The organism is Malaciobacter mytili LMG 24559, assembly GCF_003346775.1.
Classification (GTDB): domain Bacteria; phylum Campylobacterota; class Campylobacteria; order Campylobacterales; family Arcobacteraceae; genus Malaciobacter; species Malaciobacter mytili.
Genome location: NZ_CP031219.1, coordinates 2,083,334 through 2,100,645 on the forward strand (window position 1 = coordinate 2,083,334; position 17,312 = coordinate 2,100,645).

19 protein-coding genes and 1 rRNA gene are annotated in these 17,312 nt (G+C 30.4%); all 20 read right to left on the minus strand.

Translation table 11 applies throughout. From position 1 onward, the window contains the following. Positions 1–51: 51 nt before the first annotated feature. A 16S ribosomal RNA gene (locus AMYT_RS10185) occupies positions 52–1,568 on the minus strand. A gap of 590 nt (positions 1,569–2,158) precedes the next feature. Next, positions 2,159–2,854 (minus strand): 5'-methylthioadenosine/adenosylhomocysteine nucleosidase, encoded by a 696-nt coding sequence (locus AMYT_RS10190; protein ID WP_114842423.1) that lies wholly within the window; start codon positions 2,852–2,854, stop codon positions 2,159–2,161. Beyond that, positions 2,847–3,779 (minus strand): ACP S-malonyltransferase, encoded by a 933-nt coding sequence (gene fabD, locus AMYT_RS10195; RefSeq protein ID WP_114842424.1) that lies wholly within the window; start codon positions 3,777–3,779, stop codon positions 2,847–2,849. The genes AMYT_RS10190 and fabD overlap by 8 nt, the downstream gene beginning before the upstream one ends. A 136-nt stretch (positions 3,780–3,915) precedes the next feature. Continuing rightward, positions 3,916–4,506: an FKBP-type peptidyl-prolyl cis-trans isomerase gene (locus AMYT_RS10200; protein WP_114842425.1), complete on the minus strand. Its 591-nt coding sequence runs from the start codon at positions 4,504–4,506 to the stop codon at positions 3,916–3,918. A 19-nt stretch (positions 4,507–4,525) separates the two neighbouring features. After that, positions 4,526–5,500 (minus strand): tetratricopeptide repeat protein, encoded by a 975-nt coding sequence (locus AMYT_RS10205; protein WP_114842426.1) that lies wholly within the window; start codon positions 5,498–5,500, stop codon positions 4,526–4,528. A 19-nt stretch (positions 5,501–5,519) separates the two neighbouring features. Then, complete coding sequence (locus tag AMYT_RS10210) at positions 5,520–6,086, minus strand: OmpA family protein (protein ID WP_114842427.1); 567 nt, start codon at positions 6,084–6,086, stop codon at positions 5,520–5,522. A gap of 109 nt (positions 6,087–6,195) precedes the next feature. Then, entirely contained in the window at positions 6,196–7,464 is a 1,269-nt protein-coding gene (gene tolB / locus AMYT_RS10215) for a Tol-Pal system protein TolB (RefSeq protein WP_114842428.1), read from the minus strand. A gap of 2 nt (positions 7,465–7,466) precedes the next feature. Continuing rightward, on the minus strand, positions 7,467–8,216 hold the full coding sequence (locus tag AMYT_RS10220; RefSeq protein WP_114842429.1) for an energy transducer TonB: 750 nt from the start codon (positions 8,214–8,216) through the stop codon (positions 7,467–7,469). A gap of 5 nt (positions 8,217–8,221) precedes the next feature. Continuing rightward, complete coding sequence (locus AMYT_RS10225) at positions 8,222–8,611, minus strand: biopolymer transporter ExbD (RefSeq protein WP_114842430.1); 390 nt, start codon at positions 8,609–8,611, stop codon at positions 8,222–8,224. A 5-nt stretch (positions 8,612–8,616) separates the two neighbouring features. Beyond that, on the minus strand, positions 8,617–9,177 hold the full coding sequence (locus AMYT_RS10230) for a MotA/TolQ/ExbB proton channel family protein (RefSeq protein WP_114842431.1): 561 nt from the start codon (positions 9,175–9,177) through the stop codon (positions 8,617–8,619). A 4-nt stretch (positions 9,178–9,181) separates the two neighbouring features. Continuing rightward, positions 9,182–9,559 carry an ATP synthase F1 subunit epsilon gene (gene atpC, locus AMYT_RS10235; RefSeq protein ID WP_114842432.1) on the minus strand — a complete coding sequence of 126 codons (378 nt, stop codon included), beginning with the start codon at positions 9,557–9,559 and terminating at the stop codon, positions 9,182–9,184. A 9-nt stretch (positions 9,560–9,568) separates the two neighbouring features. After that, positions 9,569–10,969, minus strand: coding sequence for a F0F1 ATP synthase subunit beta (gene atpD, locus AMYT_RS10240; protein ID WP_114842433.1), 1,401 nt, complete (start codon positions 10,967–10,969; stop codon positions 9,569–9,571). A 20-nt stretch (positions 10,970–10,989) separates the two neighbouring features. Next, positions 10,990–11,877: an ATP synthase F1 subunit gamma gene (gene atpG / locus AMYT_RS10245; protein WP_114842434.1), complete on the minus strand. Its 888-nt coding sequence runs from the start codon at positions 11,875–11,877 to the stop codon at positions 10,990–10,992. A 9-nt stretch (positions 11,878–11,886) separates the two neighbouring features. Beyond that, entirely contained in the window at positions 11,887–13,404 is a 1,518-nt protein-coding gene (atpA, locus tag AMYT_RS10250; protein ID WP_114842435.1) for a F0F1 ATP synthase subunit alpha, read from the minus strand. A 21-nt stretch (positions 13,405–13,425) separates the two neighbouring features. Continuing rightward, complete coding sequence (locus AMYT_RS10255) at positions 13,426–13,956, minus strand: F0F1 ATP synthase subunit delta (RefSeq protein WP_114842436.1); 531 nt, start codon at positions 13,954–13,956, stop codon at positions 13,426–13,428. After that, positions 13,956–14,471 carry a F0F1 ATP synthase subunit B gene (locus AMYT_RS10260; protein WP_114842437.1) on the minus strand — a complete coding sequence of 172 codons (516 nt, stop codon included), beginning with the start codon at positions 14,469–14,471 and terminating at the stop codon, positions 13,956–13,958. The genes AMYT_RS10255 and AMYT_RS10260 overlap by 1 nt, the downstream gene beginning before the upstream one ends. Before the next feature lie 11 nt (positions 14,472–14,482). Then, the gene (locus tag AMYT_RS10265; RefSeq protein ID WP_114842438.1) at positions 14,483–14,905 is read right to left on the minus strand and encodes a F0F1 ATP synthase subunit B family protein; all 423 of its coding nucleotides are present in this window, start codon (positions 14,903–14,905) and stop codon (positions 14,483–14,485) included. Positions 14,906–15,007: 102 nt separating this feature from the next. Beyond that, positions 15,008–15,877, minus strand: coding sequence for a ParB/RepB/Spo0J family partition protein (locus AMYT_RS10270; RefSeq protein ID WP_114842439.1), 870 nt, complete (start codon positions 15,875–15,877; stop codon positions 15,008–15,010). A gap of 4 nt (positions 15,878–15,881) precedes the next feature. Next, the gene (locus AMYT_RS10275; protein ID WP_114842440.1) at positions 15,882–16,658 is read right to left on the minus strand and encodes a ParA family protein; all 777 of its coding nucleotides are present in this window, start codon (positions 16,656–16,658) and stop codon (positions 15,882–15,884) included. Next, positions 16,655–17,290, minus strand: coding sequence for a biotin--[acetyl-CoA-carboxylase] ligase (locus AMYT_RS10280; protein WP_114842441.1), 636 nt, complete (start codon positions 17,288–17,290; stop codon positions 16,655–16,657). Before AMYT_RS10280 ends, AMYT_RS10275 begins: the two co-directional genes overlap by 4 nt. Positions 17,291–17,312 lie beyond the last annotated feature (22 nt).

Below are 17,312 nucleotides of genomic sequence, written 5' to 3' on the forward strand. Positions count from 1 at the left end.
AATATATTGACTTTCAGATTAAGAATTGAATCTTAATCTGTTTTTTCTCTGAAAGGAGGTGATCCAACCGCAGGTTCTCCTACGGTTACCTTGTTACGACTTCACCCCAGTCGCTGATTCCACTGTGGAAGGTAGCTATCTTAGCATCCCTGCTTCGAGTGAAATCAACTCCCATGGTGTGACGGGCGGTGAGTACAAGACCCGGGAACGTATTCACCGTAGCGTAGCTGATCTACGATTACTAGCGATTCCAACTTCATGTAGTCGAGTTGCAGACTACAATCCGAACTGGGAGGTATTTTTGAGATTTGCTCCACGTCACCGTATTGCTGCTCTTTGTATACCCCATTGTAGCACGTGTGTAGCCCTGGTCGTAAGGGCCATGATGACTTGACGTCGTCCTCACCTTCCTCCTACTTGCGTAGGCAGTCTCGTTAGAGTTCTCAGCCGAACTGTTAGCAACTAACGACGAGGGTTGCGCTCGTTGCGGGACTTAACCCAACATCTCACGACACGAGCTGACGACAGCCGTGCAGCACCTGTATGTAAGTTCTAGCAAGCTAGCACTATTCTATCTCTAAAATATTCTTACTATGTCAAGACCAGGTAAGGTTCTTCGCGTATCGTCGAATTAAACCACATGCTCCACCGCTTGTGCGGGTCCCCGTCTATTCCTTTGAGTTTTAATCTTGCGACCGTACTCCCCAGGCGGTACACTTAATGTGTTAACTGCATTACTGCCATATCTAGTATGGCAACAACTAGTGTACATCGTTTAGGGCGTGGACTACCAGGGTATCTAATCCTGTTTGCTCCCCACGCTTTCGCGTCTCAGCGTCAGTTATGTTCCAGTAGATCGCCTTCGCAATCGGTATTCCTTCTGATCTCTACGGATTTTACCCCTACACCAGAAATTCCATCTACCTCTCCCATACTCTAGATTGACAGTTTCAAGAGCAGTTCTATGGTTGAGCCATAGGATTTCACTCCTGACTTATCGATCCGCCTACACGCTCTTTACGCCCAGTGATTCCGAGTAACGCTTGCGCCCTCCGTATTACCGCGGCTGCTGGCACGGAGTTAGCCGGCGCTTATTCATATAGTACCGTCATTATCTTCCTATATAAAAGGAGTTTACGCACCGAAATGTGTCATCCTCCACGCGGCGTTGCTGCATCAGGGTTCCCCCCATTGTGCAATATTCCCCACTGCTGCCTCCCGTAGGAGTCTGGACCGTGTCTCAGTTCCAGTGTGACTGATCATCCTCTCAAACCAGTTATGCGTCATTGTCTTGGTAGGCCATTACCCCACCAACTAACTGATACAATACAGGCCAATCCTTTACCGATAAATCTTTCCCTTGCATACTTTAGTATTAAAGGCATATAGGACATTAGCAGTCGTTTCCAACTGTTATTTCCTTGTAAAGGGCATGTTACCTATACATTACTCACCCGTGCGCCACTTAGCTGACAAATATAGCAAGCTATATCCCGTTCTCGTTCGACTTGCATGTGTTAAGCACGCCGCCAGCGTTCACTCTGAGCCAGGATCAAACTCTCCAAAAAGTGTTTGAAACTGACTAATTATGTAACTCTATTTGTTACAAAATTATCACTCATTGTTTTTTAATTAAAATTAATTAATTAAATTTTTGTTATAGACGAAGAATTTTCTATTCTTCTTGTTTTTCATTGTCATATATATTCAGTTTATAAAGATTACTTTCCTTATAAACTTTTTGTTTTTAAAGAACTCAATTTCTATCTCTCCCGCTTCTTAAGCGTTCCAGCGAATTTGGACGGGAATTATAATAGATTTTTTACCCCTTGTCAAGGGTTTTTCCTAAATTCTAACTTAAATTTTTAAATTCTTTACTCTTTTTTCTCTTTGCTTTCTTCTTATTATCCTATTTCTCTATATTTTATAGACACTTTGGTCTCTTCTTTATTTTTAAATAACTTTTTTATCTTCTTCTTTTTTTACTTTTAATCTATAGCTTATATATATTTAATAGATAAAATAAAAATAAATAACTTTTTTTATATTTATATTTATATATTTTTTATATATAGTATATAAGTTAAGATAAGGGTTTTTATAGGTTATATATATTTGAGTATTTTTGAGGTTGAAAATAAATAAAGAGGGATTCTCTTTATTTATTTAATTTTTTTACTATTTGGATTAAGTAATCAGCTGAAATTTTCGCACTTGATTTTAAAAACTCATCAAAATCAAAATTTGCTTCCATATCAGCACTATCAGAAATTGCTCTTAAGATAAAAAATGGAATATTTAAAGAATCACATACAACTGCAACACTAGCACCTTCCATTTCAAGTGCATCAGCTTTAAAAGTATTTAAAATAAAATCTTTTCTTTGTGTTGAGTGAACAAATTGATCTCCAGTAGCAATTGTACCTTCAATTACTTTTAAACCATTTTCTGAAGCTACTTCTTTTGCAACTTCTCTTAACTCTTTTGAAGTTTCTACAAATACATCTCCACCTGGTACATATCCATGAGGATGTCCAAAAGCAGTAATATCTAAATCATGCTGACATAATTTATCAGCAATAATTAAATCACCAATTTTTAATTCACTATTAACTGCACCTGCAACACCAGAAAAAAGAAGTGTATCACATCCAAATTTTTCAATCATTGTTGTTGCAGTTAAACTTGCAAAAACTTTTCCAATTTTTGAATGGGCTATTACAATATCTAAACCATCTAATGAAACTTCATAATATTTATTTTTTGCATACTCAGTAACTTTAACATTTTCAAAGTTTTCTAATAGAGGTTCAATTTCCTCTTGCATAGCTCCCATAATTGCTAATTTATTCATTTAAAGCCTCTATTGTTTTTGCTAAACTGTCCATATCACTAACATTTAGTGTTGGAACTTTAGTAATTTTTCTATTTAAACCTTTTAATACTATACCATTTCCAAATTCAATAAAAACATCAACTTTATCTTCAAAAGCAGAAATTGAATGTTTATATTTTACAGGATTTACAAGTTGCTCAGATAATAACTCAATAGCTTCTTCTTTTGTATTATATGGTTTTGCAGTAACATTTGAAATAACATCTATTACAAACTCTTCTTTTAAATATTCTTCTAAATATGGTTTTAAATTTTCTACTGCACTTCTTAAAAGCTCACAGTGACTTGCAACTGACATATCAAGAACTATTGCTCTTTTTGCACCAGCTTCTTTAAAAGTATCAACTAAACTTTCTAAATCAGCTTTTAATCCAGCTAATACTAATTGTCCATCCATATTATAGTTTGCTGCCCAAACTTTTTTACCACTTTTTCTTTGTTCTTCACAAATTTTTTCTACAATTGAATCTTCAAGTCCAACTAATGCCATCATACCAGCACCTGCACCTGCACAAGCTTCAGTCATAAATAATCCTCTTTTGTGAACCAACTCTAAAGCATCTAAATAATCAATTGCGCCTGCACTAACTAATGCTGAGAATTCTCCTAAAGAATGTCCTAAAACAAATTGTGGTTTTATTTTATATTTATCTTTAAAGATTGCATTAGCTATTGATGAAACTAATAAAATAGCCGGTTGAGTAAATTCAGTTTTTCCTAAATTATCATTCTCTTCAAATAGAAGTTCTTCAAAATCAATTCCTAATCTTTGAGTTGCTTTTGAAATCATCTCTTTTGCTATTTTACTATTTTCAAAAAAATCTTTTCCCATTCCAATTGTTTGACTTCCTTGTCCTGGAAAAATAAAAGCAATTTTTTTCATCCATTTACCTTATTATAAAATTGTAGTTTTAATTTAGTTAAAACTATTTTTTAAAAGTATTTAATACTTCTAAAAAATAGTTTTGCCCAAAAGTATAGACTTCTGGGCAAAATTTCTTATTTTTTTATAAGTAAAATTAGTGGCTACAACCACAACCACCGTGACCATGTCCACCATGTGAATGTTCGTCAGATTCAGTTGAACAACAACCTCCTCCACCATGAGAGTGGCCATGACCACCTCCACCGCAACAACCACCACCCATAGCAGCCATTCCACCAACAACACCAGTTTGAATCTCTTCTTCAGTAGCATCTCTTAAAGATAAAATTGCAACTGAAAACATTAAAGTTCTTCCAGCCATTGGGTGATTATAATCAATAGTTACTTCATTATCATCAAAAGATTTTACAGTAACTTGTACAGTTTCACCATGCTCACCTGTACCATATAAAGTCATACCTTCTTGTAATTCAATACCAGCAAATTGCTCTTTTGGTAAAGTTTGCATAGCTTCTTCATTATACTCACCATAAGCATCTTTTGCTTCTACAAGTACATCTGCTTCTTCATTTAAAGCCATATTAACTAATTTATCTTCTAATCCAGGAATGATTTGACCTTTTCCTGAAATAAACTCTAATGGAGCAGCTCCAACATTACTATCTAAATGCTCACCTGTGTTAGCATCTTTTAATGAATATTCAATTCCTATTACTTTTGACATTTAATAATCTCCTATTAATTTATAATTTTAAAATATTTTTAGTTGCTATCTTCGCTTCTTCAGAGTTTGGATAAACATCTATCAAAGTACCATAAAAAGTCTTCGCATTTGTATAATCTTTTGTCATTTCAAATGAGATAGCACTATGTAATAATAATTTTGGCATCCAAGAAGCCTTATCATATAAAACAGCTGATTTTTTAAAATATGCTATAGCTTTTTCATATTGCTTCCTATAATACCAAATTTCACCTAAATAAAAATTACTTTCCGCAGGTTTATACTTCTGTTCAACTAAAGTTTCAAACATTGGAATAGCTTTTGTAAAGTAATCTTTTTTAAATAATCTCTTAGCTTCATCTAACATATTTTTTTTGTCTGCGGATGATAGCTTATTTGATTTAACTTCACTTTTTGTTTTAGTATTAGTTTTTTGTCCTAAACTTTTTTTAAAAGCTTCAAACTCTTCAAGAGTAACAAATTGTTTCATGTTTTTTTTCATTTCATTAACAGAAACATAATTACTACTAATATCATTTAATTGTGTTGCTAATTTATCAATAGCCTTTTTTAAAGCATCTAAATTTTTTCTATTTTCAGCAGAGATTTCCTCTTGCATAGTTAATAATTGATTTGTTACATTTTTAAGATTTTCTATATCTGTTGAGTGTTGTTTATCAATATTTTCACTTGCTTCAAATTTTTTAACTAATTCATTAACTTGTAAAACAGTAGAATTTAATTTTTGAGAATCACCTTCATAAATAGATTCAAATCCATCTAATCTTTCACTTAAAGATTCAAGTGTAGTTTTTACACCTTTAAATTTAGTATCAATTTTTCCTAATTCTTGTTTATTCTTTAGTATATATTTTTCAGTAGAATTCAAGCCATAAGGCTGTGTTGAGTCTAAGTTTCCTGCACCAAATACAGATACTTCATTAGCAAAAGCTAATGAAGTTGTAAAAATAAAAAAAGTTAAAATTTTATTCATTTAAATATTTAGAACTTAATTATGGTAAAAGCTTATGTTCAGCTCTTCTGTTTTTTTGCCAACAATTAGAGTTTTTATCTGTACAAACAGGATTACTTTCTCCAAAACTTACTAAAGAAATTGCATCAGCATTTAAACCTTCAGCTACTAAAGCATCTTTTGTAGCTTTTGCTCTTTTTAAACCTAAAGCATAGTTATATTCATCAGTTCCCCACTCATCGCAGTTACCTTCAATTTTAACTTTTGTTGTTGCTTTAATTCCTGCTAATTTTTGAGCATTTGATTTTGTTTTTTCTATCATTTCAGTATTTAAAGTATATTTATCAAATCCAAAATAGATATTTTCAATAAATACTTTTTCACCATTTATCATATAATAATATCCATTTTCAGCTTTTTGAGCTAAAGAGTCATTAGCTACATCTTCTTGGATATTACCATTATTAATATTATCTAATGTTGATTCAGAATTACTAGTTTGACTTCCTTGTCCAACAGAGCTTCCATCCATCTCAACATTTTTTTGACTACAACCAGTAAATAACACAGCCGCAACTAAAAAAGAGTAAATACCAATCTTTTTCATAACATTTCCCTTATTTAAAATTTAATTCATTGTACAAAAATAAAACTTAATTATAAATTACAATTTTTCTATCAAAAAATCCCTAAAATAGATATTTTTTAGTTCATTTTTACCAATCAATTGACTGTATTTTCCCATTTTTTAAAGGGAAAGTAAATGATTTATTGTAATTTAATCTAATAACCCCAATATAACTTTTATTTTTAAAAGTTTTTAAATGAAGTATTGATTCACCATCTGAAGAGAACTTAGGAAACTGATTTAATCCTGCTGTAGTTAATCTTCTTAGATAATCACTTTTTGTTGAAATTAAGTATAAATTAAAAGTTCTTTCACCAAATTCATTTATAGCATCTCTACTTGAATATACAACATAATTTTTATATGTAGTTGCAGATGAGTTGTTTTTACCATGATATACTAATCTTTGAACTCCCCTATTTCCTATTGTTTTAGCAAAAATATTTGGGTATCCCAATCTATCTGAAACAAAAACAACTTTTTTATCATTTTCAACAAAATGCCCACCAACATCAATTCCTTTGTATGTAGTTAATCTTTGTTTTGTTTTTGTTCTTAAATCAAATAAATAAATATCAGCATGACCATTTGGAGAAGCAGTAATTAAAAGTTTTGATTCATCAGCACTTACATCAGAAGCTACTAACATACCTTCACTTTTCATTAAAATTTCTTTTTTACCTGTATAGATATTTGTTTTAATTAAAGTTGGAATATTATTGTTATAAGTTGTATAGTAAAAACTATCTTGCTTTTTATTTGCCCATTTTGGGAAAATATTTAAACCACCACTTACTATTTTTTGTTGGTAAGTTAAAGTATAATCACCAATTATTATATCAGCTTTTTTAGAATCTTTATAAACTGAAAAAATTACAAACTTATCCATCCAAGAAATAGAAGGAGCTTTTAAGTAATCATTAACTGAAATTGCAATTCTATGTGCCAAGAAAGGATACCTATTTTCATATTTAGTTGAGAAAGTTTTATCTAAAACTAAATTTTTACTATTTACATCATATAATTTTGTATTTAAAATAAATCCACCAAAACCACTTATTTGTGAATCAACATTTAAGTATAAATCAATTCCTTGATTTTTTAAAGTTACAAGGTTTGGTCTATCGTTAAAAGAAGTTAATACATTTGTTGAAATAACTTCAAAATGTCCACTTACTTTTAAATCATTTTCTATAACACTTTTAACTTTTGATACAAAATTTAAATCTTTGTTATTTGAAGCAATTGAAACTGCAATTTTAGGTAAGCTATTTGCTTCTTTTACTATTTCTAATCTTGCATCAACTGCAAATAAGAAGTTAAAAAAACATAAAATTAATACTATAAATTTTTTCATATTTATCCTTTAGATTTAAATGTTACCTCAATATTAGTTTTACTACCTTTATTGTGAGGAGGGTAAGAAAGAGTTTTTTGTTCTTCTAAAAACTCTTTTAGAAGAGTATCAAATTTTTCATTAGTCGAATATTTTAAAACTCTATAATCAAACTCTCCATCACTATAAATAATAACTAAAATCTTAGCTTCTAATCCATCTTCAATTAAAATGGGATTCCATCTTTGAGCTAATATTTCATGTATCTTTGAATAATATGGATCATTTTCATATTTTGAAGAAGTGGAAATTGACAACTTTCTTTGTTTTGCTTCTACATCCTCTAAGATTTTAGAAACATCAACTTCTTTTGAATTTTTAGACTCTCTTTCAAATTTTGATTTAAATCTACTTGAAGTTGAAGAAGATTGAACATTATTGACTTCTTGTTTTACTGTTTCAATAGCTTTTGTATCCACATTTGCAAATAATGATTTTAAATTTGCTTTTTGTTCAGCACTTTTTGAAGCTGATTTTTCTACAACTTTTTCCTCTTGAGGTTTTGCAGATTTTGAACTTAACTCTTTATTTTGAATATCACTTAAAACAATATCTAATTCTAAAACAGTGACTTTTTTAGATGAGTCATAAATTTTAGCATTTGAACTATCAATATACAAAATAAAAAGTACAAAAACAAAAATATAAATAAATAAAGATAAAAGACCAGATAAATAAAAGTTACTCTTATCTGAAGATGAAAAATTTAACATAAAAATCAACCATCCGTAATAAGAGAAACTTTATAAAAACCTGCTTCTTTTACTGTTTTTAAAACATATATAATATCATCATATAATAAACTTTTATCAGCTCTTATATGTATAGGAGTCTCTCTATTTTTAGATTTTGCATATAAAATAAAGCTATCAGGGAAATTATTCATTTCATAACTGTTTTTATCAATTTTAATAACTCTATTTTTATTTATAAATATAGTAACTTTTTTTATATTTTTAACTTGTTGTGTTTTGCTTCCTGATGGTAGGTTAATAGGTTCTTCAAACTCCAAAACTGGTGCAGTAACCATTAAAATTGCAAGAAGTACAAGCATAATATCTACTAAAGGTGTAATATTTAAATCAGGTTTTTGGTTAAAATCATACATTAGTATTAACCTTTAGCAACTAAAATTTCAGCTTGTGCCTTTATATAAGTATTTAACTCATAAACTTTTCTAACTAATATTTGATGAAAAGTATATGCAAAAATTGCTACAAAAATTCCTGCAGCTGTTGCAACTAAAGCTTCACTTATTGCTGGTGCAATAACTGAAAATCCAACTTTAGAATGAGATGAGAATTTTGCAAATGATTCCAAAATACCAACAACTGTACCAAATAAACCAACAAATGGTGAAGTTGAAGAAATAATAGATAAAGAAGAGATTCCAACACTCGCATCTTTAATTATAGAAATTTCGCAAGCATGTAAAATATGCTTTGAACTACTTCCATTTGAACATTTATATAAAGATGACAATGGGTTTACTGCTGTATTTCTTGAAGTTAAAGATTCTAAAGATTTTTTTTCATTAGTTAAAAGTGCATTTATTGAGATTAATCTATATATAAAAATCCAAAAAACTGCAACTAAGTAAGCAGATAGCAGCACTAACACAAAAATTGTGATAGCACTACTATTACCTAGATAATTTAATATCGTATCAATCATAAGCTTACGCGAATGAGTTAATTTTCGCTTCAACAGAAGCAAGTGAAACGTTAGAATCTTTTACAGAATTAACTAATTCTTTTGCTGCTTCAATATTTTTAGCAGTATTAGAATCTTCACCTTGAGTTAATGCAATAGCACCATCAACTAGTACATCAACAGAACTTTCATTTACTTTAACATGTCCCCAGTTAATAGCAACAGCCTCAGTAGAATTTGCTTTTTCAATAACAATTACACCAACTGTTAAAGAAGAAACTAGTGATGAGTGTCCTGGAAGAACACCGAACTCTCCCTCTTTTCCAGGAAGAGTTACAGTTTTAACGTCATCATTAAAGATTTCTCCGTTTGGTGTAACTATTGATAATCTAATTGTATCCATAGGCTAACCTTATTTTGATTTCATTTCCTCAGCTTTTGCTAAAGCTTCATCAATTCCACCAACCATATAGAATGCCATTTCAGGAATGTTGTCATATTTACCATCTAAGATTCCTTTGAATCCAGCGATAGTATCTTTTAATTCAACATATTTACCTGGGCTTCCTGTAAATACTTCAGCAACGAAGAATGGTTGAGATAAGAATTTTTCAATTTTTCTTGCTCTATCAACTACAAGTTTATCTGATTCTGATAATTCATCCATACCAAGAATAGCAATAATATCTTGTAAATCTTTATATTTTTGTAATAGAGATTGAACACCTCTAGCTACGTTATAGTGATCTTCACCTAATACATCAACACTTAAGATTCTTGAAGTTGAATCTAGTGGATCAACTGCTGGGTAAATACCTTTTTCAGCAATTTTTCTGTTAAGTACTGTTGTTGCATCTAAGTGTGCGAAAACTGATGCAGGAGCTGGGTCAGTTAAGTCATCTGCAGGAACATATACTGCTTGTACAGAAGTAATAGAACCTTTAGAAGTAGAAGTAATTCTCTCTTGTAAAGCACCCATCTCTCTTGCTAATGTTGGTTGGTATCCAACCGCTGAAGGAATTCTTCCTAATAACGCTGACATCTCAGAACCAGCTTGAGCAAATCTAAAGATATTATCAACGAACATTAATACGTCAAGACCTTTTTCATCTCTAAAGTATTCAGCCATTGTAAGACCAGTTAAAGCAATTCTGTTTCTTGCACCTGGAGGCTCATTCATTTGACCATAGCATAAGGCAACTTTGTCAAGAACATTCGAATCTTTCATTTCGTGATATAGGTCATTCCCTTCTCTTGTTCTTTCTCCAACACCTGCAAATACTGAATAACCAGAGTGTTTAAATGCAACATTGTGGATAAGTTCCATAATAATAACTGTTTTACCAACTCCAGCACCACCGAATAGTCCAACTTTACCACCTTTTGAATAAGGAGCTAAAAGGTCAACTACTTTGATACCTGTTTCAAACATTTCTGTTTTTGTTGATTGCTCTTCGAAAGTTGGAGCTGCTCTATGAATTGACCATTTTGGAGTATCAGCAGGAATTGCTTCACCTTCATCTACAGGCTCACCAATTACGTTGAAAATTCTTCCTAAAACGTTTTCTCCTACTGGAACTTGGATTGGTCCACCAGTAGCATTACACTCTTGACCTCTAATTAAACCTTCAGTCATATCCATAGCAATAGTTCTAACTCTACTATCACCGATGTGTGCCGCAACTTCAAGTACTAATCTATCATGATTTGCATCAGCGAACACAACATCAATTGCTTCATTAATTTCTGGTAAATATCCGTCGAACTCTACGTCTACAACAGGACCCATTACCTGAATAATTTTACCTTTCATACGGGTAGCTCCTTTAAAAATTATTTTAATGCTTCAACACCACTGATAATCTCTATCAGCTCTGTTGTAATTGCAGCTTGTCTAGCTTTATTATATTCAACTGTTAAAGAATTAACTCTCTCTTTTGCATTATTAGTTGCAGCTTCCATAGCTTGCATTCTAGCAGAATGTTCTGCTGCTAAAGAGTCTATTAATGAATAATACATATTAAAATCAATATATTTTGCAGTTAATTCATTTAATACTTCTTCATCATCATCAGGTTCAATTTCTAACATAGAACTTTCATTTTCAGAAACAGAAACATTATTTAAACTAATAGGTAATAAGTCTCTTACTTTAAGTTCTTGAGTTAACATATTTAAAAACCCGTTGTATACTAGAACTACTTTATCAGTAACTCCATTATTAAAATCTGCAACAACTTCTTTAATAAAATCTGCTGCTCTATCATAATCAGGTGCAGATGATAAATCTGAAACTTTTTGTGCTAGTTCAACACCTTGAAAAGAGAAGAAATCAATTCCTTTTCTTCCAACTGCTCTAAATCTAACTTTAGCACCTTTTGCCTCATACTGAGCTTTGATTTTATTAACAGTTTTAATTGTAATCATATTAAAACCACCGCAAAGACCTTTGTCAGCTGTAACAAAAACAATATCAACTGTTTTTGGGTTTTCATTAGGAATAAATGCTTTACTAACATTACCATCTTCATGAATTTTGCTAACTCTATTTGCGATATCAGAAAGAACATCATTAATCTTATTTGCATAACTTCTAGCTTGTTCAGATAACTGTCTAGTTCTAGTAAGTTTAGCAGAAGATACAAGCTTCATAGCTTTTGTTGTCTTCTGAGTATTCTTAACACTGTTAATTTTTAATTTAATCTCTTTTAAGTTAGCCATAGCTAATCCTTAATTTGCATTGAATACAGTTTTAAACTCATCTAATGCAGATTTTAATGCAGACTCAGTCTCATCATCAATTTTTTGTTTAGATTTGATTGCGTCTAAAATATTTGAATATTTTTGCTCAAAGAATGCGTGTAATTCATTTTCGAATTTTACAACATCTTTTACAGCTACATCATTTAAGTAACCTTTTGTACCAGCATAAATGATAACAATTTGTTTTTCAATAACTAATGGTTTATTAACACCTTGTTTTAATACTTCAACCATTCTTTGTCCAAGTTCTAACTCTCTTCTTGTTGATTCATCAAGATCAGATGCGAACTGTGCGAATGCTTCAAGTTCTCTATATTGTGCTAATGATAATTTTAGTGTACCTGCAACTTGCTTAGTAGCTTTAATTTGCGCAGCACCCCCAACCCTAGATACTGATAAACCTACGTTAATAGCAGGTCTAATCCCTGAGTTAAATAGATTTGTTTCTAAGAATATTTGTCCATCTGTAATTGAAATTACGTTTGTTGGAATATATGCAGCAACGTCACCAGCTTGAGTTTCAATAATTGGTAATGCAGTCATAGAACCTGCACCTAAATTATCACTCATTTTTGCTGCTCTTTCTAATAGTCTTGAGTGAATATAGAATACATCCCCTGGGAATGCCTCTCTACCTGGAGGTCTTCTTAATAATAAAGACATTTCTCTATATGCAACTGCATGTTTTGATAAATCATCATATACGATTAATGCATGTTTACCATTGTCTCTAAAATATTCACCAATTGTAACACCTGTATATGGAGCTAAGAATTGTAAAGCTGAAGATTCAGAAGCACCAGCATTTACAACGATAGTATAATCCATTGCACCATTTTCTTCTAATGTTCTAACTACTGAAGCAACAGAAGATGATTTTTGTCCAATTGCAACATAAATACAAACAACATTCTCACCTTTTTGGTTAAGAATTGTATCAATTGCAACTGTTGTTTTTCCAGTTTGTCTATCTCCAATGATAAGCTCTCTTTGTCCTCTTCCAATTGGAACTAGTGCATCAATTGCTTTAATACCAGTTTGTAATGGCTCATGTACAGATTTTCTTGCCATAATTCCAGGAGCTTTTTCTTCAACAAATCTTGTTTCAGTTGCTTCAATAGCACCTTTACCATCAATTGGTTCACCTAAAGCATTTACAACTCTTCCAATCATAGCATCACCAACTGGTGTTTCTAATAATTTTCCAAGTCTTTTACAAGATGTACCTTCTCTTAATCCGTCACCTTTTCCAAGAACAACAATACCAACTGAAGACTCTTCTAAGTTAGAAGCTAATCCTCTCTCACCATTTTCAAACTCAACCAGTTCCCCAGCCATAACGTTTTTAAGACCGTAAACTTGTGCAATACCATCTGCTAAAGAGATAATTTTACCTGTTTCGTTTACATCAACGTTTAATTCAAAGTTTTCGATTCTTTCTTTTATAATAGAACTGATTTCATCAGCTTGAATCTTTGCACCCATTCAAATTCTCCTTTATAAGTTCTAAACTGCTTTTAAAATATGATCAATCATTTGAGATTTTAATCTATCTTTAGAGAAAGATATTTCAACCCCAAGTCCATCGATATCAACTTTAATACCATTATAATCACAAACATTTTGTGATAATGATAAATCTACATTAAATTTTTTACTAAATTCTTTTTCAATTGATGAAATATATTCAGCAGCTAACTCTTTATTTGTATAAACAACACCAGTGTAAGAGTTATTTATAATAGAAAGTTGAGCTTTAAGCTCTTTAGCTATTGCTGGAACAATATCTAATCTTTTATTATCACTTAGTAATTTAATTAGATTTTTTAAAGTATTACTACAATTATCCACTAAAGAGATAATTAACTCTACTTTATTACTATTTTTAACTTCAGTAGATGATATAATAGCTACAAATTTTTCATCATTATAAGCCGAAGCGATTAAACTTAATTCATCACTTAAAGAAGAAACAGATGCAACTTCTCTTCCATCTAATAAAGCTTTTACATATCTTTTTGCTACTAAATCAACCATTATGCTACCTTCTTAAGTACAATATTAGATAACTCATCTTGAGTTAATTCTACATCGCCTGAATTAAATAGCTCTTCAAGAACTTCAGCAACTACTTCTTTTTTAGCTTTTCTAGTTTCAATTTTAACTTTTTCATCAAAATTTTTCTCTAGGTGAGCAATTTCAGCATCAACTGCAACAGCAACTTTTTGTTTGATTGAATCAATATCTGCTTTTGCATTTTCTACTATCTCAGCAGCAAGAACTTTTGCATCTTCAAGCTGTTTTGCAGCAGAGTCAATTTTATTTTTTGAAGCTTTTAAAGTATCTTGTACTTTATCAAGTTCAGCTTGAATAGAAAGACTTCTTTCCGCAAAAAAAGCTTTAATTTTATCGGCTAATAAATACCATAAAATTCCAGCAAAAATTATAAAGTTAACGGTTCTTTGAACTATATCTGTTTCCGCACCTTCACTACTAGCAAATAATATTGCAGGAGTTAAAGCTAATAAACTTAATAATAATAATTTTTTCACTATAACTTCCTTTATATTGAGCTAAGCTTAGCTTTTAAGCTCTCATTGAACTGAGGCATAGAAGCCATTAATGAATTTTTTAATGTTTGTGTTTCCACTTGTAAATTTTTTGCAAACTCTTCAGTTTTCACTTCTAAATCTGCTTTTGCATTTGCAAGTTTTGCATCAGCATTAACTTTAGCTTCATTGTAAGCTTTATCTCTAATTGCAGCTGCTTCTTTTTTTGCAGCAGCAATCACATCATTTGCTTCAGCCAGCATGCCATCTACGTTAGCACTGTTTGACTTTGCATTTTCCAAATCTCTTTTAATAGATTCCGCTCTATCATCCATATGCTTAAGTAGAGGCTTGAATAGACAACTGTTTAGTCTAGCAACAACTAACAAAAAGATGATACCAGAGCTAAGCAACAATACAGGACTTATGTCTAACATTCATTCCTCCATATTTTTACAGTTTAGTTTGACTAAAACTGCTTAATTTTATCAAAAATATTTATAAAACTTCATTAAAATGAGGAATAATGTTACTTAAATTTATAAAGTGTTACGAAAGTAATTAGAAATTTTTTCTATATCTTCTTGAGAAGTGATTTCAATTTTAAAATAATTTTTTTCGGCCTTAACTTTCAAATCATTATTTTTTAATGTTTCAAGAACATTTTTTAAAGGATTAAAATCATATGTAGATGTACTTTTTTTATTATTATGTACTTTTTTTGTACTTGGTGTTTTTAAATCTTTTACTAACTTTTCTGTCTCTCTAACTGATAGTTTTTGACCCACTACAGAATCCGCTACTAGCTTTTGTTCAGCTTCATTTAACCCTAACATAACTTTTGCATGTCCAGCACTTATTTTATCATTTGCTAACAATTGTTGTACATAAGAAGTTAATTGTAATAATCTTAAAGTATTAGTAATAGAAGTTCTACTTTTAAATACTTTTTTAGATAATTCTTCATGTGTAATATTATGTTCATTTATAAGTTGAGCATAAGAATATGCTAACTCAATTATATTTAAATCATCTCTTTGAATATTTTCAATAAGAGCCAATTCTCTTAATTTAAACTCTTCAGTATCAAGAATAATTGCTTTAATTGTATCCAATTGAGCCAATTTATGTGCTCTTAATCTTCTTTCACCTGAGATTAAAGTGTAACTATCATACTCATTTTGTATTACAGCTATAGGTTGTAATAAACCATGTGCAACAATAGAATCACTTAATTCTTTTAATTTATCTTCATCAAAAATTTTTCTAGGTTGATTTGGATTTGACTTAATTGAATTTACATCTAATTCAACAATAGAACCTTTTCTTGAATAATCATTTTTATTGCCTTTTTCATAAGCAATTTCAACTTCACCCAGTAATTCTCCTAGACCTCTTCCTAATGCCATATTTTTATCCTGCTATTGCTCTTGCTAAATTTGTATATGCTTTTGTACCTGATGCATTTTCATCATAAAGCATAATTGGTTTTCCAAAACTTGGAGATTCTGCTAATTTAATATTTCTTGGTATAACCACATATGAACTTTCATCAATTTTAAAAAGTTTACTTTCAAAATGTTGAGCTAAATCAGCAAATACTTGTTTTGATAAATTATTAGTAGAACTATACATAGTAGGTAAAAAACCTCTAATTTGTAACTGTCTATTTATAGTTTGCTTAACTAATTTAATAGTATTTAATAACTGTGCCAATCCTTCTAATGCAAAAAATTCACATTGAATAGGGATAAGAACAGAATTTGACGCGCTTAAAGTATTAATTGTTATTGGTCCTAAAGCAGGAGGTGAATCAATAATAATATAATCATAATCTTTTTTTATAGGATCAATTTTTCTTTTTAAAATCAGCTCTCTATCTTTATTATTTTTATAAAATTCTTTTTCAATTCCTACTAAACCAATATTTGATGGAGCTACTTTTAAATTCTCAATTTCTGAGTCTAAAATAATTTCATTTATTTCTTTTGTTCCAAGCATAACATGATAAAGATTGTATTCATAAGTATCCCTATGAAAACCTAAACTTGTAGTAGCATTTGATTGAGGGTCAGCATCAATTAAAAGTACTTTTTTACCTCTTAAAGCTAGTGCAGCACTAAGATTTACAGCGGTAGTTGTCTTTCCCACACCACCCTTTTGATTAGCTATTGATATAATTTCTGTCATCGTAAACTAAAAACCTTTTTATTATCTATATTTATAGAACCATCGCTATTTAAAATGGCATTTTCCAATGATTTTTTTTGATTATCTATTGTTACTTTAAATTTTCTACTCTTTTGAAATTCTATCTTAAACTCACTAAAAATTTGCTTCCATGAAAGTTGTTTTTTCAATTTATCAAAATAGAGTTCCAATGTGTTATCAACATCTAAAGCTATATCTAAATTTCCATATTCACTACTTACACTAATTAAGTTTATTCCTATTCCACAATATACTAATTCTTTTGATAAAGTAGTAATTGTTCCTCCAATTTTTTTATTTTCAATATAAAAATCATTTGGCCACTTTATCCATACTTTTGAACCAAATTTTTCTAAAACTTGCTTTAAAATATATGAAAAATATATTGAATAACTTTGCATAGGTAAATCTAAAGGCAACTCATTTTTATTAAAAACAAAAGAGAAAAAAAGATTACCTTTTACTCCTGTCCAACTGTTTCCCCTACTTCCAATACCATTTGTTTGAAAAGAAGTAACTACACAAGTAGGAGTTGTATATGAATTTTCTTTTATATACTCTTTTAAGTATGAGTGTGTAGAATCTATTTCATTTAATCTTATAATTTTCATAATAAAATTATACCTAAAGAAA